An 18,388-nucleotide genomic window follows, 5' to 3' on the forward strand; every position below is an offset into this window, starting at 1 on the left:
CAAGGGGGCGATCGCTAATCAATTTTAATCTAACGCTGTCATCAAAGTGACACAAGAGCGCTGCCTTAAAAATCTCCTTCATCTACTTGAAATACAGTCAATCCCAACGACCGCCACATATCAACAACTTGCTGGCGATCGTCCAACACAAATTTAACATTATATTTCCCTGCAATATGCCACCGATATAACTCTTCCTTCATAATCGCATCCTTCCTCATATCTCCGGTTTTCCGCATATAAAGAGCAGCATAATTAACCTCGTACTGCTGCAACCATTTTTCAGTTTGAGGCTGACAATCATCTGTTCGACCCGAGACTACAATAATATGGGCGCTGGACTGCCACTTGCGGATGGTATCTAAGACAGGCTGATTCGGTAAATCGCGATCGCACGTCGAAGCGTCAAAAGGATTTCTGCCGTTGAGAAGTGCCAGCGTACCGTCCATATCGACAATAATTGCCTCCGGCAAATCCGGGTTATATTCCGGCGGCACAACGGGAACCCGCACGTACTTATTGTACATCTTCATTATCACATCTTTGCCCACCGAATTAAGCCTTTTCAAATCCCTTTTAATACATTCCTCAACCGGAACTTGCAGGAAAGAATCATTAACTTCGACGATGGCTTTACCTTTAACTAACTGTTTGATATGCTCGATGTGAGGCCCGAAATTAGTATCATCAACAATGACGTGCTTGCCGCTTTCCAAAGCCATCAAAATAATCGTATCTCTCAACTGCACAATAAACTTTTCATTCGCGGGCGACCAATGAGAAGCGTGAGCCATTTCTCTGAGCAAATCTTTATTACTGCGAACCCACTTTGCAGGTTCAGACAGCAGCAATTCTCTAGCAAATTGTGATTTTCCAGAAGCAGGTAAACCAACAAGTACAATAACTCTTTTCATGGTAATTGGTAATGGCTAATTGATCAGTTATGGACGCAGGAACTCGCATTTGTAGGTTGTACAATGCGCACCTTACCACTTATTCGTCTATTTCTGCTGGAACGAGAGCCAAGTGTAGATGCGGTTTCAACCGCCGATTTTGATGGAAAAAATTTATTAGTTTGTTTACAGACCTAGATGGATGTAATCTAAACCCAATAACTCCTCTATTTTATGGATCGTAACATCACGGAGAGCTTCTTTCACTCCCGCAACTCTTCGGGTCCGCAAAGAAAACAAAATCCCGGAATACGGCAAATGTTTCACAGCTAAAGCAAAATCTTTCTGAACTTCTATATTTTCGTGCTGTCGGTAAACTTCCTCGATTTCTCTAACCAAACATTGATATTTCTCCTTAACTTTTTCGTACAATTCAGTCCACTCAGGGAAATAAGCTAAAAACTCTTCTCCTTCATTAGTTAAAACAATCTCGATCAGGCGGCGGGTCGAAAACCCTTCGCGGAGATGAGAAATAGCGACATATTGCGGAGACTTAACTTTAACTCTGTTGAAGTTAGCATCGCAGATAATATACCCTTCCGAATCCATCGGATCTAAATGTTGAGCCGCTTCGATAACTTCTTTCCAGCTAGTTAAAGGATAAGATGCGACCAATTCCCATCCGTATTTATTTGCCCACATACTCGGGTCGGTTTCTAGCAGTGTTTGAGTGTTGCGAACCCCGTGCAGCACGATTTGATTTTGCGTTTGCTGTACAACTATTCTATTGTAAGGCGTCATCAACTCAAAGATAAAACACTGGTCAGTTTCTTGCGGTAATTGATATCCCAACTCTTGCCAGACTTTCCAAAAAAGTTCGGCAAAGCTGAATCCAAAACCGTTAACTTCGCCGGCGGCGTCGGGAGTGCCGCTAGATTGCACTCTCCATTCTCCCTTGTAAAAATAAAGTACAGTCAGAGAACCGTCTAGTTTTTGGTAAACTTTGGCATGACTCCAATCAATTGCAGCGGCGTGAATTTCTCCATAATTAAAAAATTTGTCGTAGGGATAAGAAACTATCTGCCAATCTTGAGATGAATCTAAAATAATGCCTCGGCACTGCTGGACTATTTTTTCGCCCAATGGAGATTCTATCTGCGAGTATTTCAGACAGACTAAATCGGGATATTGGCGGTGGCGGGTAACTTTGATATGATAAGTTTCGGACAAGGTTTCCAATCCGTGCTGGCGTAAATAATCTTGCAGTTCCACGTTCTCTTCCTAAATTTGTCGCCTTTTCTATTTTATCGGGAACGGCAGATTTTAGTGAATGTGTAAAAAAAATTAAACTTGCTTTTTTTTCGGGATACCTATTGTGAGCTTTGTATTGTGGAGTATCGTTGTAAATAGGTGAATGCGCTTTACCGAAAAACTGGAATGTTTCGACATCAAGCAAAAAAAGAGTGAACAATAAATTATTACTTTTGGCGACTTCGGCGTGTGTATTGACTGCTTTAGTACCTGTATCGCGAGTTTTTGGTGCGTCCGAATTGTCGCAGCGACCGCCGGAAACCAAATCTGTTGCTGTAGCGGGTACGGCTGTTCCGGTAAGTCAAATTTTGCAAAAGTTAAAAGGCAAAACACAAGTACCCATTTTCCTCCCCAGCCGGCTTCCTATTTCGCAGAAGCTTTACTATCAAAGCCAAGCGAAAAGAGACAGCTATACTATTTCTATGGAGTATACACCAGATTGCCGAGGTGCGGGAGCTTGCACTTTTGGGGAAATTCGAGGTCAGAAAGGCGGTGAGTTTTCTACCAAACTAGAAGGGGTAACTAAGACTTTAAAAAATGTTCAACTGGCTGACCGAGTGAAAGGAGTTTTTCACAATGGTTGCGGCGCTTACTGCACAGCAACTATCGAGTGGAAAAGTCAGAATTTTATGTATACCGTAGCAATGAAGAACGGAAGGCAATCAGATTTAATTTTAATAGCAAATTCTGCTATTCTAGCTCGGAAGCGTTAAGTTCTGTAGTCGGGGACGCACAACTTCTATCTGTAGGGTGCTCTGTGCGTACCTTACAGTTATTGTATGATATATCTTAACTCGCATTCGCCTCTTACAAAATGCTATGGTTTTTTTGCGCTGACCTACTTAGAGGGAAATCAGGATGAGGGGAAGATGGCTATTTGCGGCGATTTTTGCTGGTGTGGTGACTGCTTTTACGCTCGCACTTTTGACACCCAACTCAGCGTTAGCAAGGACAGAACTCTCGATAACAGAAATCCACTGGTTTAATTTTTCCCCTAAAGATAGCTGGCAACCGATACAATTTATTGTACCCGATCGCAACACGGCAAAATCTACCGGCGGCCGCAAGTTGCGGTTGTACGATGTTCATATTGCCAAGATGTTTGAGATTTCTCATTTTCTGTGCGATCGCGATCGGGCTTCTGAGGGTTACAATTGGTCTTATCAAGCGGAAAATGGCAATATTGAGATGGGACGCTTCAAAATTAGCTGCAATCTAGCCCGTTCCATAGCTCCAGCTTACGGGTTAGGGAAATCAGAAATTACAGTGATTCGCCGCCACTTCAACCTGAAAAACAGCCGCCCTTCTATTGCTGCAGAAAAATATTCAATTCCCACTCTCAACATTGCTAAAAATAGAGTTTTGCAGTGGAGGGATTTTGTGCAAAAGTTTCCCCCAACCCCGGATAAATTAGCAAACCAAGCTAACAGTAGTTTTCCTGCAAGTAACATTTTTCGGCAAATCAAAGGTAAAACGCGAGTGCCTGTTTTTCTGCCGAATATACTTCCTTTGTCTGACACTCAGCAAGTTGATTTTGATGTGCAAGCAGGTTCCTACGGTTACATTGTGGGAATGTATTTAGGCAAAGGATGCCGCGCCGGAGCCTGTTATTTCGGCACAATCGAAGCTAAAAGAAATGAACCGTTTTCGCCTCCTTCGCAATTGCCGCAGGATACTTACAGAAGCATTGAATTGGCGGGCGGAATAAGGGGGATTTATTTCAATAATTGCGGTGCTTACTGCACTGCTTTTGTTGAGTGGCAAAGGCTGGGGGTGCTGTACCGAGTCACAAGGAAAAACGGACGGCAGCAAGAAGTTGTAGAGATAGCAAATTCTGCACTTCAAGCAGGGCAACGTTAAATTGTGGTGGGAAATGAAAAAGGTCGAGCGACCTTTTTCGCATTAAATATCCCGTTGCTGTACAATTAAAAAGTACCTAAAAAACTAAAGAGATGCCTGCGATTAGCGTTGAAGAAGCCAAGCAGAGTCTGCAAGCTATCTTGGAAAAGGTGGCTTTGGGAGAAGAAGTGACAATCGTACACGAAGGTAAAGTAGTAGCTCGCGTAGTCCCGCCGCTCACGAAGGAGCAGCGGTTAGCTGAACTCAAGAGATTCCGAGACTCTATTCAAGTAAAGGGTGAACCCCTGAGTGCAACAGTCATTAGGCTGCGACAGGAGGAACGCTATTGATTTACTTGGATACTAGCGTCATTGCTCCCAATTACTGGCCAGAACGTCTCAGCGAAGCATCTCAGCAGTTACTGAGGACTGAGACTGAACGAGGCTTGAGCCAGCTAGTTGAGGTAGAATTTTTTTCCGCACTGTCTCGCAGAGTGCGAATGAGAGAAATTTCTCAGGAAAGGGCAAGACAAATAGTAATAGAGTTTCAGGCAGACTTGGACAGTGATTTTTATACTCGCATCCAGTTAGAGCCTATTCATTACAATTTAGCTCGCGATTGGATTAGCAGTTTTGAAGTACCGTTGCGTACCTTAGATGCACTGCATTTAGCAGTAGCAAGTTCTAATCAGTTGCTTTTGGTGACTGGCGATGAGGCTTTGGCTCGCAGTGCTCGGACTTTAGGAATTGAAGTTCAGTTATTAATTGCCGTAGCTGAGGGCTAAAAGGTAGATCGACCTTTTGTCAGCGAAGCTGCACTTATGCCTCCACCAAAGGTGCATAGCAGGATTTCATATCCTCGTGGGAGATGATTTTAGTTGATGTTTCCGCAGGTTCTAATCCCTTGCGGGCGTTGAGCCAAGGTGTCTCTGATTGCGTCAATTCTGCAAGATGTTTAGCACTTAATTCTCCATAAGCATTCCAAACTTCTTCGAGTACCTCGATTTCATCTTCATCAAATTCTTTTTCAAAATTATCGGGAGCTGGAATATCGCTATATTTGTAAGCTTTGTACTCATCCCAAACATCGCGGACAATGGGGCCAGAAACCCAAGCTTCAATATCTTGCTCAAATAGCGGCTGGCTTCTAAAGACTAAACTCCAAGCTTGTGCATAATACACGAGCTTTTGCAGTTTCAGAGGAGAAATGGTATCGCCTGCTTCTCGATCGACACGGCATAAAAAGTAACGAGCTACGTCAAGAGCACTTTTCATAGTTTTAGGATTTTAGTAATTTGACAAATTCACTTTTGATGCTAAGCTATTTGGTTGCTTGAGAAGTACGATCGCTATTACGATCGCTCTTTTCCCCTCGCAACTACATTTCTCTACCCAAATCTGGCCACCTTTGAGCTAATTCTTTCTCGCTGCTGCTGAGTTAACTCCTCATGCCAACCAGGTTCATCCGGCTCGACGCTAGGTAAATCTTACATGACCGGCAGTCTTTGCTTCGGAATGTCGATCGCCCCCATGCCAGCGGCGCCCAATGCAGGATGGGAAACATCATCAAGGCTAACTGCGACTGGCGGTCATACAATTTTAGATTTTAGATTTTAGATTTTAGATTGGCAATGGCTTATTATGTAAAGGTTTGGAGCTTGCCTACCGTTGCATCATTTTTTCAAACTGGCGGTCAAAATCTGGTATTTCTATTTTATCGCCCGAATTATCCCAACCAGCAATTAAAGTCCCCACCTGCGGTACGCTAGATCAGGTGAATATATTGGCTGATTTCAAGCTATCCTCCGATCGATCTTATGTCCCCAACCACATCCGCCCCTTCCCGAACCGTTCGCATCGGTTCCCGCAAAAGCCAACTCGCTCTCGTGCAAACCCACTGGGTGCAAGAACAGCTACAGAAACACTTCCCGGAACACACTTTTGAAGTCCACACCATGTCCACCCAAGGGGACATAATTCTTGATGTCGCCCTCGCTAAAATTGGCGATAAAGGACTTTTCACCAAAGAATTAGAAACGGGAATGATTAACAATGAAACGGACTTTGCCGTTCATTCCCTCAAAGATTTGCCTACCAATTTGCCCGAAGGTTTAATTTTAGGATGCGTCACCGAACGGGAAAATCCCGCTGACGCCTTGGTAGTTCACTCCAAGCACAAAGACAAGCAACTAGACACCCTCCCAGAAGGTGCAGTAATCGGCACTTCTTCCCTGCGGCGGCTAGCTCAACTGCGGCACCATTTCCCTCATTTTGAATTTAAAGATATTCGCGGCAATCTCAATACTCGACTCGCTAAATTAGATGAGGGCGGTTACGACGCAATTATTTTAGCAGTTGCCGGTCTCGAAAGATTGGGAATGGGCGATCGCATCCACCAAATTATCCCTGCTGAAATCTCCCTTCACGCCGTCGGACAAGGTGCTTTGGGCATCGAATGCCGCGCCGGAGATACAGAAATCATGGCAGTGATTAAAGCTCTCGAACACTCGGAAACCGCCCAAAGATGTTATGCCGAACGCGCATTTCTGCGGGAATTAGAAGGCGGCTGTCAAGTGCCGATCGGCGTCAATACCAAAATAGAAAACGGTCAATTAACCTTAACGGGAATGGTATCGAGTCTCGACGGCAAGCGATTCGTCAAAGATACTGTTTCCGGCCCTGCCGAGACTGCTGAACTGCTGGGAATTGACCTCGCTCACCGCCTGCGCCAACAGGGAGCTAGTGAAATTTTGGAGGAAATATTTGTCCAAGTTCAGCGCGGTTCCTAAACCAGATCGGCATCTATTTGTCAATGCTTTTAGACTAATCTAGAGATATCGCCTTTTGTAAAATAAAAATAACTGGCGGTTCGCTTTTGCTTTCACAGATACACTAGCAGTATGTTTGTAGATTTTTGATGGGATTTTAGATTGGACTTACGATCCCGACCTCAGAAACCCGGTTTGTTCTATATCTGGTCGTCAAACCAAGGATTTTCGCTGATTCCGGGTTTCTGAGCGTAAGTCCTATTAGAGCATAAAGTTGACCGTCGGTTTCAAAAAATTCTGACTAATTTAGGACGCTGCGCACGGGTGGAGATTTCGATTTAGTACCCAAGATTTCTCCCAGAAACCGATTTTTTTCGTAAGTCCTATAATTATCAATAGACCCATCCAAAATCTACAATCAAACATCCGCAATTAATCAGCAATCTATTTCAGAGAAAGGCAAAATATGAGCGCTAGGGAAACTCAAATAAAGCTGGAATTGAAAAAAGTTCAGCAACTTTATAGCAAAATGCAGGCAGACCAAAAAGCTTTGCAGCAGCAATTGAAAGAGTTTAAAACTCAGGCAGGAAATTTTTCGGATGTAGTCGAGCAAGTCTTGCCGTCCGTAGTTTCAGTTTACGTAATGGATTGGGAGACACAAGAAGAGATTTCTTCAGGGAGTGGCTTCTTTGTATCGCCGGACGTAATTGTCACGAACTATCACGTGGTCGAAGATATTGCCGATGAAGATTACTTCTATGAAGAAGATGAAGTAGAACAGGTTTTAGTGGAAACTTACGACGGAAAATTGAGACTGGCAGAGGTGGTGTTTACCGGTAATGCGGAAGAAGATTTAGTGTTGCTCTTAATTAGCGATTTTACCTTCAACCCGGAAACAGGGGAACAAGTCGAATCTCCCCAGGAATATCCTCCCCTAGAGTTGTCTTTTGATGTGAAAGTGGGAGATACAGTAATTGCTGTGGGCAATCCTTTGGGGCAGTTTGCTTCAACTGTAACTCAAGGTATTATTAGTGCAATTCGCGAACCCGATGAATATGAAGAAGGCGACGAAGAAGAAGATGATGTTGCTGAGGTGAAGGTGTTGCAAACTGATGCGGCGATTAATCCGGGAAATTCCGGCGGGCCGCTGATTAATATGGCCGGTCAAGTGGTTGGGGTGAATACGTGGGGATGGGAAGATGCTGATAATATTAATTTGGCGATCGCCTCTGAAGCTTTGGATGATTTTTTAGCTGGATTTGAAGAAAGTTTTGAGGAGGATTCTCAGAATTAGTCGGGAGTTGTCGGTAATATGTGATTCGGGCGATCGCTCTTTTTATGATAGGGATGCAAAAGGCGATCGCTATTTCCTTAATTCGATACTGATGGCTTTGCGTTCAGTTTTACTAAGGCGTAAAAATTATCAAACTTCATACCATTTTTGATGTTTACCGTCAATCAAAAAGTGAGATATAAATTTGATTAGATCGTGAAAATTGTGGCGGGAGGAGAGTCCCGGCGATCGCTCTTTTGTTCAGCCCTCCGCAACGCGGATAAACACGGATGGAAAAAGGGCGATCGCTACAGCAACTCAGATTTATACTTGTTTTTGGGCGCTGCGTTAATATTGTGCCGCTCGCCATTTAAACTTAATCTAGACTAACAATCTCAAGGAACACAAAAAAATAATGCGCATTTTATTTGTATCCGCCGAAGCAGCACCCCTCGCCAAAGTCGGCGGTATGGGCGATGTCGTCGGCGCTTTGCCTAAATTTCTGCGGCGCATGGGACATGATGTCCGCATCTTCATGCCCTACTACGGTTTCATCCCCGACAAAATGGACGTTCCCAAAAAACCTGTTTGGGATGGGGCGGCCATGTTCCAAAGCTTCTCCGTCTTTGAAACTGTTTTGCCGGGAACCGATGTACCTTTATACTTATTGCAACATCCATCTTTCTTGCCGCGCCGCGTTTACGGCGGTGTAGATGAAGATTGGAGGTTCACTTTCTTTGCCAATGCTGCGGCTGAATTTGCCTGGAATCACTGGAAGCCCCAAATTATCCACTGTCATGACTGGCATACCGGGATGATACCTGTTTGGATGAGCCAAGACCCCGATATCAGCACGGTTTTTACTATTCACAATTTAGCTTATCAAGGGCCGTGGCGCTGGCGTTTGGAGCAGATGACTTGGTGTCCTTGGTATATGCAAGGTCACAATACAATGGCTGCCGCAGTACAGTTTGCCGATCGAGTAAATACAGTTTCGCCGACTTACGCCGAGCAAATCAAAACCCCAGCTTACGGGGAAACTTTGGAAGGTTTGCTGTCTTTCATCGGCGGCAAGGTTTCGGGCATTTTGAACGGAATTGATACAGAATCTTACAACCCAGAAACTGACAAGTACATCCATCAACAATTCAGTGCTGATACTATTGAAAAGCGCCCAGCTAACAAAATTGCCCTGCAAGAAGAAGTCGGTTTAGAAGTGAATAAAGGTGCCTTTTTAATGGGCATGGTGACGCGGCTGGTAGAACAGAAGGGATTGGATTTGATTATTCAAATGCTCGATCGCTTCATGGCCTATACCGACGCTCAATTTATTGTACTCGGAACGGGCGATCGCTACTACGAAACCCAACTCTGGCAAATGACAGCCCGCTATCCCGGTCGGATGTCCACCCAATTACTCTACAACGAAGCCCTCTCCCGTCGCGTTTACGCAGGCTGCGACACCTTCCTGATGCCCAGCCGTTTCGAGCCCTGTGGCATCAGCCAAATGCTCGCCCTCCGCTACGGGTGCGTGCCAATGGTTCGCCGTACAGGCGGTTTAGTCGATACGGTTTCCCACAACGATCCGATCAATAACACTGGTACAGGTTACTGTTTCGATCGCTACGAACCCCTTGACTTGTTCACCTGCATGATCAGAACTTGGGAAGGTTTCCGCTACAAAGATAAGTGGAAAGAACTGCAACAGCGCGGCATGAGAGAAGATTTTAGCTGGGATATTTCGGCCCGGAAATACGTCAACTTGTACAGCGATATTTTGGGACTGCCACCCGAAGAAACTGCACCGGAACCACAGCCAGAATTGATCGTTGGTAAAAGTTAATCTTAGTAACGTGCGTCATATCAATTCCGGCTGCACCGGAATGATATAGAGGACACGGCAGTGCCGTTTCCCTACAATTGATCGCGGTAGGGACACGGCACTGCCGTGTCCTCCGTTTATATCATTCCGATGCTAACGGAATTGATATCAGTCGGTGTTTGATTCGACGGAATCTAGAGGCGATCGGCTGACGTACCCTACAGCTTAGTAAGGTGCATCAGTCAGTTTTTGACTCAATTTAATCGATCGACTGACTGCTGATTACTGACAAATTAATCAACAAATAAATCGAGAGGTAAATGACCGTAAGTGCCAGTAACTCCACCTTCCGAGGAAGATTGACACGAAATCAAAACGCCCCGGTAAGTTCCGATATAACCGTCAACATAATACGAACCCTTCAAAGTATTGAACTTAATATAAACCGAACCAGCAAAGGTCGAGACAGCATTGGGATCTAAAACAGCTTGATATCCCAAAGCTTTCAAATAAGCTTCTAAAGCTAAAAACCCCTCATCCGTCGAAGAAGCGCACACTCCCAACATTTGATAATCCGACAAACTTGCTACCAGCAAAATAGCTTGACGTAGCGCCTGTTTTTCCAGCGGTGATGCTACAGATTGCATATCCAGACAAGTGAAATCCTTGAGGATTTGCTGTGCTTCTTCAACAGTTAGGGTAGTCGGGTTTTGAGTAGACATGAATTGCTCTAATATTTCCCAAAATTACGATCGACACTCGGTACTCGTCAATGAATTTCTGCTATTGCCACCTTCGATCGACGGCGGTAACACTTGCGCAAGTCCAGATTATAGCCCATTGTGGACTCTGGCAATCAATTCGGGCGATCGTCTTCGAGGGCTTCGCCAACGCCCGTAGCGCACAAAAAAGCTAGTAGTTTTTACCGATGTTTTCAAATTTAGATCAGTCCGCGTTTTTTCAGCTTTGCTAGCGCATCTTCTGCCGCATTTTTCTCAGCATCTTTTTTGCTTTTGCCTTTACCTTCTCCATAGAGTTTCTCTGCGACATAAACTTTAGCGAGAAATTCCGGCTTGTGGGGTGTGCCTCCTTCTTGGATGGTCACGTATTTGGGCGGAGTCGTGTCACCGTTGGCTTGTACCCATTCCTGAAACCGATTTTTCGAGTCTACTGTCGATCGAGTTTCCACAACATTTTCGGGAACAGAATCAAACATTTGTTGCACAAAGTTGCGAACTTTGTCCATGTCTTGCGTGTCGAGGTAGTAAGCGCCAATAAATGCTTCAAAAGTGCTGCTGAGCAAATTTGGATTGGTAATCCCACCTTCTCGATAAGCTCCTTTTCCGAGCCGCATTTTTAAATCTAAATTAATTTCAGTAGCAAATCTGGCTAATTGTTTTTCATCTACTAGGGCTGAACGTCTGCGAGTCAGTTGGTCTTCTCCCATTTCTGGGTGACGCTGATAGAGATATTCGCCGCTGAGAAAAGTCAGCAAAGCATCGCCGAGAAATTCTAAGCGTTCGTTGTCTTCTTCGCGATATGCGGGGTTTTCGTTGACGTAGGAACGGTGAGTGAGGGCTTGGCGCAGCAGTTTTTCATTTTTGAATTCGGGAAGGGTAATTTTGAGTTCTTGTGTTGGATTAGTTAATGGCATAGGAGTTTGGTAATGGTTATTGTTTTTGGAGTTGGGTGTTATTATGTGGACATGAAAGAGCCGCAGATAGCGGTAGGTTTGGAGAATCTAGTTTATCAAATAAACTGCATTTTAGCTATCTGCGGCGGGGTAATTTTAACAGATATTTGGCCGTTATACTATTAGTCCGTTAGTCCGTTAGTCCGCCAGTCCGCCAGGGGTTAAAACCCCTGGCTCATAGCTAAAGTCCTCTAAAGAGGACTGAGAATTGTGTTTTTTTAACTGTATGTCAGTCGGTTTTAACCGACTTTAGCTATTAGACAGGGAATTCATTCCCTGGCGGACTGTGCAACTTTATGCAGATAAACTGTCTGCTTCAATTGATAACTTTTTTTGATTTTCAAGTTGCGGTTTCAATCCTGCAGACAAACTAGACAATTCGTCTACATCATGAAAGTTATCCTCACCAACAAGGTTAATCAATTTTTTGCTGGCACTTTTGCGCCGTGCAAAAACGATGACTGTTATACCCAAACCCATCAAAACGGTGATTAAACCTGCAAAGTCCCGATCTGCTAAGACGAGAATAATTATGTCAGGAGAAGGCTTAGTTGTAACTCGTTTGATACAGTCAAACACCAATTGTTTATCTGCACTATTTTTGCCTGAATCGGGAACATCAACGCCAAGAAAACCCAGCTTTTCTAGCCGAAATTTGTCGTTAACTTGATTTTTTTGCTGCGAGTTATAGTAATTTTTCGGCGGTTCAAAGCGCCCTTTTGATTTGGCAAAAGTGACCAATAATTCAGCTTGCTTTTGGTTTAAGTAGACACCCTGAGAATCCAAAAACATAGTAACTCGCTGAGACGGGGTTTGTTGTTTGCCTGTGGTTCGATGATTGTCCGTCATTTGATTAAGTCCTACAAAGAGGTTGACTGGACAGCCTCGACATATCGCGCATCTAGGATTAATGGAACGTTGTCTGTGGGTTTGCTCACAAATGAACATCTGGGCACAGGACAATTTGTTACCACAAAACACTGTAATTTTGTGGGATTTGATTAGCGTCTTAGCTACAGGACTTACTGAACTGGAACGAGCTTAGTAGCACCCCGTTGAAAAGAAATTGAACTCAATAATGTTTTGATTTTCTCAAGCTTGTATTAACTTGTTAAAACGACATTAGACGTACTTTCTCCTCAACGGGGCGCTAGAAACTTGCCCCAGTTCTATAGCAATCCTAAATGAATTGTGGGATGGGCCGGAGAGCCCGTCTAGGCTAGAAGCCTGAACCACGTTCATAAATGACTTAGGATTGCTATATAATCCCTGTCGCTAAGACGACTCAATCAACATTCCTTAATTATTCAATGCAATATTTAGTTTTGGCTGTGCTTTTAGGCTAGCGTTCTAATTATTGGATGTCAAGTATTAACTAAAGATAATTGTCTTACATCCTTAGACATCTCACCAAGGTTTTCGCCAATTTGACACCCCTCGACCGTTTCCACATAAAAAACCCTCTCCCCCTCCCCCGCGAGCCCCTCTCCCTGCGGGCCCATCCCGCTTATCTCCGGCATTAGAACAGTAAATGTAAAAATATGTTGCAAACTTTGTACTGCTATGTTAAGTTTAGTTACATAAGGTTGAAATTAAACGAGGTTTCTGGTCATGGAAAACAAAGACGCAAAAGTTGGCTTCACTGAGTTTGCTGAAACCTGGAACGGCCGTTTGGCAATGTTGGGCTTCGTTATCGGCTTAGCTACCGAATTCCTCACCGGTCAAGGCATTCTCTCTCAAGTCGGTTTGATGTAATCAGCTTAACTGCATACAATAGCTGAAATTCAGTCGGGCGATCGACCCCATCACAATTGCAAAAGCCCCCCCGCTCATAAGTCCCCTTCACTTCACACGGAAGGGGGCTTTTGCATTTTCTCTCAAAAAATCCCACTGATGGCAGAATCAAAAATCTTTTCCGTCTCGATATTTATCGCGAGACTAACTCCAGCAAACTAAGCAATTCCTACCGAATCCAACATCCTCATTTTAGGAGTCAAAGCAGGAAGCTTCACCAAACCGTCCCGTTTGTGAGTCCGCGCGCTGTTACCTAAAATCATCTCCGACAAATCCGGCATTTCCTGCCAGCAGTGCGAGCAAAACCAATAAACGCGATTGTGGCGAGCGTGGCGGAGCAATTGAGAGGAGCAACAAGGGCAACTATTCATGAGATTTTAAACCTTTTTTAAGATATGGAGCGATAACCAATTCATTACAGATATTGACGAATGTCGGTGCATCTCAACTTCATACACAACAAGAAAAAATCTCTTTTCAATCACAACTTTGAGCGTCTCGCAAGTAGCATTTTTGGAAACCGAACAGCAACACCACTATCAGAAGCTGAACATTCCAAGGGGCCCAAGAGAAACCCCAAAGAAAACAACCAAGTCCGGCTAAAGCCACAAGAACAAAAATATCTTGAGATGTTTGCCAGTAAATCCCGACTGCCACCAGAGAAACTATCAGTAGCAAAATGTAAGCTGAGGGCATAGTCGTCTTCTCCCAATGTATCTGCCACCAGTCAGGATCGCTCCCTGACCATGTGCTTAAACTTAAAACTAAAACCTGAAGAACTTATGAAGACGAGAAAGTTGTCACAAAAAGTAAAATACTCCTGCCAGCTTATATTTTTATCAGAAACCAGCAGGAATATTGAGTTCATGGCTGAGGTCGAATCCGGTTAAATGAACGCACTAGAAATAGGGATTTAGGCCTAGTCTATTGGTATCAATTTCACCGCAAGGAAGGCAGGGTTGAAACGCCTGCCTTCCTTGCGGTTTTTAGTCTTAAACTGACTGGACGAAAGGCACAGAGCCTAAGTCCTTACACTTATGCTGTGCGATCGCCCGGATTCAATCTGAGGCACAATACCAAAGAAACCAAGTTTTTTTAACTTTCTTTGCCTGCAAGACTAATGCTTGAAAAACAGCACAATTCAATGCGCGCGATCGATCTATTTTTGATCCCAGCCCAAAGCTTCAGCGACCTGAGCCGCCAAAAACATCGGTTCAAAAGGCTTAGCAATCACGCTCACAACCCCCAAATCCGCGAACATCCGCCTGTCCCCAGCCAGAGCTTTAGCCGTCAATAAAATTACCGGAATGTGCTGCGTAGCATTATTAGCTTGTAACTGTAAAAAAGTAGTAGGCCCGTCTTGGTCGGGCATCATCACGTCCAATAAAATAGCATCAGGCTGTTCGGCAAGAGCCTTAGCAACACCCTCGCGGCCAGAACTAGCAGTCAGGACTTCCCAGCCCCCCACTACCTCAAGACTGACTTGAGCCACTTCCCGAATATCTTCCGCATCGTCAATAACCAAGATGCGCTTGGCAGTCAATATTAACATTTTTTTAGAAATGAGAACTGATCGTAGACTAGAGGCGAAATGTGAATTTTTTGTAAAACAAATTATCTTACCAGATCAGACTTTACAGTAAATTTTCAAAACTGTATAGCAGTTGTTGAAGGCTATAGCGGCGAAGCTGAGCGGGTAAAAAGAAAGAAGAAAGAAGACCGAAGTTGTAATCTACCGCCAGGTTTTCAACAATTAAGAACATCCTAACCGTCCGGCGCGGTTGCTGTAAAATCTCTCCCCCAAAAAAAGCCGTTTTTCGACCTCAAATCGCGGTTTTTGCTCGCAGTCCCCGAACGACAGAAAAGGCTGAGATTGTTTGTCGGTGACCGAAAGCATCCAGGATACAAGCCCCCGTATTCATCCGTGGAGAAATAAAAAACCTGTATCCGATAAACCAGCCCCCGAATTTATCCGTGGGGTCAATGCTTCAATCTAAAATCTAAAATCTAAAATCTAAAATCGATTGACTCGATCGAACAATCTGCACAAAATCAGTAACTTTGGATACACCTGCGTAGAAATTAACTTTCCGTTGCAAGCGCCTCCCTTGGAACTGGCAGACTTAAGAAAAAAGTGCTGCCCTCCCCCAAAACGCTCTCCACCCACATCCGGCCCCCGTGCTGCTGCACGATACTGCGACAAATAGCCAGCCCCAAACCAGTACCTCCCTTCTGCCGAGAATCAGAAGCATCAACCTGTTGAAACCGTTCAAAGACCATCTCCAGCTTGTCTGCCGGAATACCCCGCCCTTGGTCTTTCACAGCAATCAGGATGTACGACGATCTCGATACTGTCAAGTGCGGATGGGCGAGGGCAGCCTCAGCAGACAACAAAGACGGAGACGACACCGACTTCAACCCAGCTTTTTCTGCCAAATCCCGATTGTGGATCAACTCCCCGCTCAGCCAAACCGTAGCCCCGGAGGGAGAAAATTTGATAGCATTACTGAGCAAATTTGTCAAGGTTTGAATTAGCCGATCGGGAACAGCTTGCAATTGCGCCCCCACAGGCCTCACCGACAGAGTAACTCCCGCCTCCTGAGCCATTCCTTGCATCTCGTCGGCCGCCTGCCGCATCAGCTCAGCGACATTGCAAGTTTGTTTGATGGCAGTGCTGTAATTCGACTCCATCCGCTCTAAATCCAAGATGTCGTTGACCAAGCGCACCAAACGGTCAGTGTTAGTGACAGCAATCTCCAGCATCCGCTTGGCTTTGTGGGGGTAAACGTCAAGCAGGCCGCTGTTGAGAAGGCCGAGGGCGCCGTGAATCGAAGTCATGGGCGTCCGCAGTTCGTGGCTGACAACAGAGATGAATTCATCTTTCATGCGCTCGATCGCCAGTCGCTCAGTAATATCCTTAAAAGTAACCACAGCTCCAATAATTTCGCCTTGTTCTCGCATCGGAGCAACAACGTACTCAACCGGAAAACTGCTACCGTCTCGCCGCCAAAAAATCTCATCGGTGACGCGCCGCGCCTCTCCGTCTTCCAAGGTGGCTAAAATTTGAGAACTTACCCGCTGAGGCAGCAGTTTGCCGGCCTGCGGTGCCGCGCAGTGTGGGACAAGTTCAGAGCCTGAATTGATGTCTCTTGCAGGTGACAGTTGCTCGATCGCCTTTGAGGATTGTTCCTGTGAACGGTGTAAGCTTTCATAGAGCGGTCGATCGATCAATTGCTTCGATTCGCAGCCTGCCATTCTCACCGCCGCAGGATTGACAAAAGTTACTTTTCCATGTCTGTTCAACCCGCAAATTCCTTCTCCTGCGGAGAACAAAATCATTTCTGTTTGGTGGCGGAGTTGTTCAAAGGCTTTTTCGACTCGCTTGCTGTCGCTGATGTCGCGAGAGATTGTTGAAACGCCGGTTACCGCTCCTGTGGCGTCTTTAATCGGAGAAATCGTCAGGGACACATCTATCTGTTGGCCGTCTTTGCGCAAGTGCACGGTTTCGTAATGGTCGATGCTGGCTCCCGCCCTAATATGTTCCAGAATTTGGGGAATTTCCTTGGGGCGTTCGGGTATTGCTAAAATCTCGATCGACTGCCCCTTGATTTCCGCCGCACAGTAGCCGTAAATCTTCTCTGCTCCTGCGTTCCAGCTCTGAATTGTCCCGGCGAGGGTTTTGCTGATTATACCGTCGTCGGAAGACTCGACAATCGACGCTAAGCGCACGAGTTCGTCTCTAGCTTGCTTGTATTCCGTGATGTCGCGGCCCAAAATCACGATACTTTTGCGTCTGCCGTCGGGGTGAAATACGGGTACTTTAATCACGTCGTAGATTTTCACAGTACCGTCCGATCGGAGAATCACTTCTTCTCCCCTAGAAAGCTTACCTTTTGCCCACGCTTCTCGATCGCTGACCTCGCACGCCTGTAGGGCCTCGCGGTAAAAAGTGCTGAGTTCTCCTAGCTGAAAATCTTTAAGGCCGCGGTAGTCTATTTTTTCTAGCTCGAACACTTCCAATATCGCTTGATTTGCCTCCTGCCACCTGCCCTCGCCATCTTTGAAGCAGACAATATCTGGCATGGCATTCATCAGCAAGTCGAGATAGGAGTTTTCTCGCCCTGCAGCTTCTACCTCCGCCCGCTTGGCGATTTCCCGTTGCAGGTTTTCGTTTGCCGTTTGCAGCGAGTCGATTAACAAACTTTCTTTAAAAGTTCTTTCTTTAATTACTTCTTGAAGTCTGTGGAGTTCTAGCGACAGCCGCCGGCGGGATAACAAATTTTCTACCCGCAAGTGCAGTTGGGCGGCATCGAGGGGAGTTGCTATCAAATCGTCAATTCTGCGATCGAGTTGTTTTGCTGGCGGCAGCGAAAATTGCTCAGAAAGAGCAGGCGTTTGGGATTTACTAAGGAGCAAAAACGGTAAAAATATCGGCTCGGCGGCAGCTTTTAATACTTCTATCAGCGGCCCGATGCGATCGAAATTTGCCTCGTCGAGAATGCACAAGTCAAAAGCGATTTGGGGAAGGGGAAATTCGGAGTTGGGATCTAAAGCGCGATCGACTACGATCACCTCATGCTCGGTGTTGAGGTTGGCGATCGGGAAATTAGGTTGTTGGTGGCGATCGACCAAGAGTAAAATGCAGCTCATTAGTTTGTTGATTTCCCCATGACTAATGATATGATGATGATCCGGTAAATTAACCATTATACGGTTTGTATTGACGAATCCTTTCCTCTTTGCAATCAGGACTCAAGCCCTCACTACAAACAAATTTTATAGCTATACAACGACCGGATGCGATCGTAATGATGAAAGCATTAGGCAGCAATATCCGAATCTCCCTGTCAAGAAAAGTTGATAATTATTTAATTGTTTTTTCCTTCACAAAATGACTAATGAGTGTTGACTAATTCAGTTGGGGGGGGCGGGTTTATATTTAGTATTTGGCTTGGCAGTGCTATTTTGCTGGTGAAACCCGCCCCTACAGACTAAT

General features: G+C 45.1%; 19 protein-coding genes. 9 read left to right on the forward strand and 10 right to left on the reverse strand.

Features of this window, described 5'->3' with window-relative positions; genetic code table 11:
* Positions 1 to 65: 65 nt before the first annotated feature.
* Positions 66 to 914: a phosphatase domain-containing protein gene (locus tag QUA54_RS06720; protein ID WP_333413915.1), complete on the reverse strand. Its 849-nt coding sequence runs from the start codon at positions 912 to 914 to the stop codon at positions 66 to 68.
* Between the two features lie 165 nt (positions 915 to 1,079).
* The gene (locus QUA54_RS06725) at positions 1,080 to 2,165 is read right to left on the reverse strand and encodes a T4 RnlA family RNA ligase (RefSeq protein WP_333413916.1); all 1,086 of its coding nucleotides are present in this window, start codon (positions 2,163 to 2,165) and stop codon (positions 1,080 to 1,082) included.
* 191 nt (positions 2,166 to 2,356) lie between these two features.
* Between QUA54_RS06725 and QUA54_RS06730 the strand changes: the two genes are divergently transcribed.
* From QUA54_RS06730 to QUA54_RS06745, 4 genes are all read left to right on the forward strand, one after another.
* Entirely contained in the window at positions 2,357 to 2,917 is a 561-nt protein-coding gene (locus tag QUA54_RS06730; protein WP_333413917.1) for a hypothetical protein, read from the forward strand.
* Between the two features lie 145 nt (positions 2,918 to 3,062).
* Complete coding sequence (locus QUA54_RS06735) at positions 3,063 to 4,064, forward strand: hypothetical protein (RefSeq protein WP_333413918.1); 1,002 nt, start codon at positions 3,063 to 3,065, stop codon at positions 4,062 to 4,064.
* Positions 4,065 to 4,156: 92 nt separating this feature from the next.
* Entirely contained in the window at positions 4,157 to 4,393 is a 237-nt protein-coding gene (locus QUA54_RS06740; protein ID WP_333413919.1) for a type II toxin-antitoxin system prevent-host-death family antitoxin, read from the forward strand.
* Positions 4,390 to 4,827, forward strand: coding sequence for a type II toxin-antitoxin system VapC family toxin (locus tag QUA54_RS06745; RefSeq protein ID WP_333413920.1), 438 nt, complete (start codon positions 4,390 to 4,392; stop codon positions 4,825 to 4,827). Before QUA54_RS06740 ends, QUA54_RS06745 begins: the two co-directional genes overlap by 4 nt.
* A 34-nt stretch (positions 4,828 to 4,861) precedes the next feature.
* On the opposite strand, the gene QUA54_RS06750 is transcribed toward QUA54_RS06745, so the two are convergent.
* On the reverse strand, positions 4,862 to 5,317 hold the full coding sequence (locus QUA54_RS06750; protein ID WP_333413921.1) for a type II toxin-antitoxin system antitoxin SocA domain-containing protein: 456 nt from the start codon (positions 5,315 to 5,317) through the stop codon (positions 4,862 to 4,864).
* A 542-nt stretch (positions 5,318 to 5,859) separates the two neighbouring features.
* On the opposite strand from QUA54_RS06750, the gene hemC reads away from it, so the two are divergent.
* The 3 genes from hemC (at position 5,860) to glgA (ending at position 9,926) form a co-directional block, all read left to right on the forward strand.
* The gene (hemC, locus tag QUA54_RS06755) at positions 5,860 to 6,831 is read left to right on the forward strand and encodes a hydroxymethylbilane synthase (protein ID WP_333413922.1); all 972 of its coding nucleotides are present in this window, start codon (positions 5,860 to 5,862) and stop codon (positions 6,829 to 6,831) included.
* 445 nt (positions 6,832 to 7,276) lie between these two features.
* Positions 7,277 to 8,104 carry a S1C family serine protease gene (locus QUA54_RS06760; protein ID WP_333413923.1) on the forward strand — a complete coding sequence of 276 codons (828 nt, stop codon included), beginning with the start codon at positions 7,277 to 7,279 and terminating at the stop codon, positions 8,102 to 8,104.
* 394 nt (positions 8,105 to 8,498) lie between these two features.
* A complete protein-coding gene (glgA, locus tag QUA54_RS06765) occupies positions 8,499 to 9,926 on the forward strand; it encodes a glycogen synthase GlgA (RefSeq protein ID WP_333413924.1) in 1,428 nt (475 codons plus the stop codon).
* A gap of 272 nt (positions 9,927 to 10,198) precedes the next feature.
* Here the strand turns inward: glgA and QUA54_RS06770 are convergent, their stop codons facing one another.
* Positions 10,199 to 10,627 carry a DUF1824 family protein gene (locus QUA54_RS06770; RefSeq protein ID WP_333202220.1) on the reverse strand — a complete coding sequence of 143 codons (429 nt, stop codon included), beginning with the start codon at positions 10,625 to 10,627 and terminating at the stop codon, positions 10,199 to 10,201.
* Between QUA54_RS06770 and QUA54_RS06775 the strand changes: the two genes are divergently transcribed.
* On the forward strand, positions 10,626 to 10,805 hold the full coding sequence (locus tag QUA54_RS06775; protein WP_333413925.1) for a hypothetical protein: 180 nt from the start codon (positions 10,626 to 10,628) through the stop codon (positions 10,803 to 10,805). The two genes, QUA54_RS06770 and QUA54_RS06775, sit on opposite strands and share 2 nt — an antisense overlap.
* Positions 10,806 to 10,845: 40 nt before the next feature.
* On the opposite strand, the gene rnc is transcribed toward QUA54_RS06775, so the two are convergent.
* Both rnc and QUA54_RS06785 read right to left on the reverse strand, forming a co-directional pair.
* Entirely contained in the window at positions 10,846 to 11,559 is a 714-nt protein-coding gene (gene rnc, locus QUA54_RS06780; RefSeq protein ID WP_333413926.1) for a ribonuclease III, read from the reverse strand.
* 333 nt (positions 11,560 to 11,892) lie between these two features.
* A complete protein-coding gene (locus QUA54_RS06785) occupies positions 11,893 to 12,447 on the reverse strand; it encodes an NYN domain-containing protein (protein ID WP_333413927.1) in 555 nt (184 codons plus the stop codon).
* Positions 12,448 to 13,209: 762 nt separating this feature from the next.
* Between QUA54_RS06785 and QUA54_RS06790 the strand changes: the two genes are divergently transcribed.
* A complete protein-coding gene (locus tag QUA54_RS06790) occupies positions 13,210 to 13,353 on the forward strand; it encodes a chlorophyll a/b-binding protein (protein WP_172191134.1) in 144 nt (47 codons plus the stop codon).
* A gap of 197 nt (positions 13,354 to 13,550) precedes the next feature.
* Here QUA54_RS06790 and QUA54_RS06795 read toward each other — a convergent pair whose 3' ends face one another.
* The 4 genes from QUA54_RS06795 to QUA54_RS06810 all read right to left on the reverse strand — a co-directional run bounded on the left by QUA54_RS06795 (position 13,551) and on the right by QUA54_RS06810 (position 18,042).
* Positions 13,551 to 13,763, reverse strand: coding sequence for a hypothetical protein (locus tag QUA54_RS06795; protein WP_172191136.1), 213 nt, complete (start codon positions 13,761 to 13,763; stop codon positions 13,551 to 13,553).
* Between the two features lie 106 nt (positions 13,764 to 13,869).
* Positions 13,870 to 14,088: a hypothetical protein gene (locus QUA54_RS06800; RefSeq protein WP_333192171.1), complete on the reverse strand. Its 219-nt coding sequence runs from the start codon at positions 14,086 to 14,088 to the stop codon at positions 13,870 to 13,872.
* 463 nt (positions 14,089 to 14,551) lie between these two features.
* On the reverse strand, positions 14,552 to 14,944 hold the full coding sequence (locus QUA54_RS06805; RefSeq protein WP_333192173.1) for a response regulator: 393 nt from the start codon (positions 14,942 to 14,944) through the stop codon (positions 14,552 to 14,554).
* Between the two features lie 530 nt (positions 14,945 to 15,474).
* A complete protein-coding gene (locus QUA54_RS06810; protein WP_333413928.1) occupies positions 15,475 to 18,042 on the reverse strand; it encodes a PAS domain S-box protein in 2,568 nt (855 codons plus the stop codon).
* Between the last annotated feature and the right edge of the window lie 346 nt (positions 18,043 to 18,388).

This window comes from Microcoleus sp. MOSTC5 (assembly GCF_036701825.1).
Classification (GTDB): domain Bacteria; phylum Cyanobacteriota; class Cyanobacteriia; order Cyanobacteriales; family Microcoleaceae; genus Microcoleus; species Microcoleus asticus.

Excerpts from the sequence above, each read along its gene's own strand:
- QUA54_RS06720 (WP_333413915.1), bottom strand. The coding sequence starts at position 914 with ATGAAAAGAGTTATTGTACTTGTTGGTTTACCTGCTTCTGGAAAATCA.
- rnc (WP_333413926.1), bottom strand. The coding sequence starts at position 11,559 with ATGCCATTAACTAATCCAACACAAGAACTCAAAATTACCCTTCCCGAA.
- QUA54_RS06735 (WP_333413918.1), top strand. The coding sequence starts at position 3,063 with ATGAGGGGAAGATGGCTATTTGCGGCGATTTTTGCTGGTGTGGTGACT.
- QUA54_RS06790 (WP_172191134.1), top strand. The coding sequence starts at position 13,210 with ATGGAAAACAAAGACGCAAAAGTTGGCTTCACTGAGTTTGCTGAAACC.
- QUA54_RS06785 (WP_333413927.1), bottom strand. The coding sequence starts at position 12,447 with ATGACGGACAATCATCGAACCACAGGCAAACAACAAACCCCGTCTCAG.
- QUA54_RS06750 (WP_333413921.1), bottom strand. The coding sequence starts at position 5,317 with ATGAAAAGTGCTCTTGACGTAGCTCGTTACTTTTTATGCCGTGTCGAT.
- glgA (WP_333413924.1), top strand. The coding sequence starts at position 8,499 with ATGCGCATTTTATTTGTATCCGCCGAAGCAGCACCCCTCGCCAAAGTC.
- hemC (WP_333413922.1), top strand. The coding sequence starts at position 5,860 with ATGTCCCCAACCACATCCGCCCCTTCCCGAACCGTTCGCATCGGTTCC.
- QUA54_RS06805 (WP_333192173.1), bottom strand. The coding sequence starts at position 14,944 with ATGTTAATATTGACTGCCAAGCGCATCTTGGTTATTGACGATGCGGAA.
- QUA54_RS06810 (WP_333413928.1), bottom strand. The coding sequence starts at position 18,042 with ATGAGCTGCATTTTACTCTTGGTCGATCGCCACCAACAACCTAATTTC.
- QUA54_RS06800 (WP_333192171.1), bottom strand. The coding sequence starts at position 14,088 with ATGCCCTCAGCTTACATTTTGCTACTGATAGTTTCTCTGGTGGCAGTC.
- QUA54_RS06760 (WP_333413923.1), top strand. The coding sequence starts at position 7,277 with ATGAGCGCTAGGGAAACTCAAATAAAGCTGGAATTGAAAAAAGTTCAG.
- QUA54_RS06740 (WP_333413919.1), top strand. The coding sequence starts at position 4,157 with ATGCCTGCGATTAGCGTTGAAGAAGCCAAGCAGAGTCTGCAAGCTATC.
- QUA54_RS06775 (WP_333413925.1), top strand. The coding sequence starts at position 10,626 with ATGAATTGCTCTAATATTTCCCAAAATTACGATCGACACTCGGTACTC.
- QUA54_RS06795 (WP_172191136.1), bottom strand. The coding sequence starts at position 13,763 with ATGAATAGTTGCCCTTGTTGCTCCTCTCAATTGCTCCGCCACGCTCGC.
- QUA54_RS06770 (WP_333202220.1), bottom strand. The coding sequence starts at position 10,627 with ATGTCTACTCAAAACCCGACTACCCTAACTGTTGAAGAAGCACAGCAA.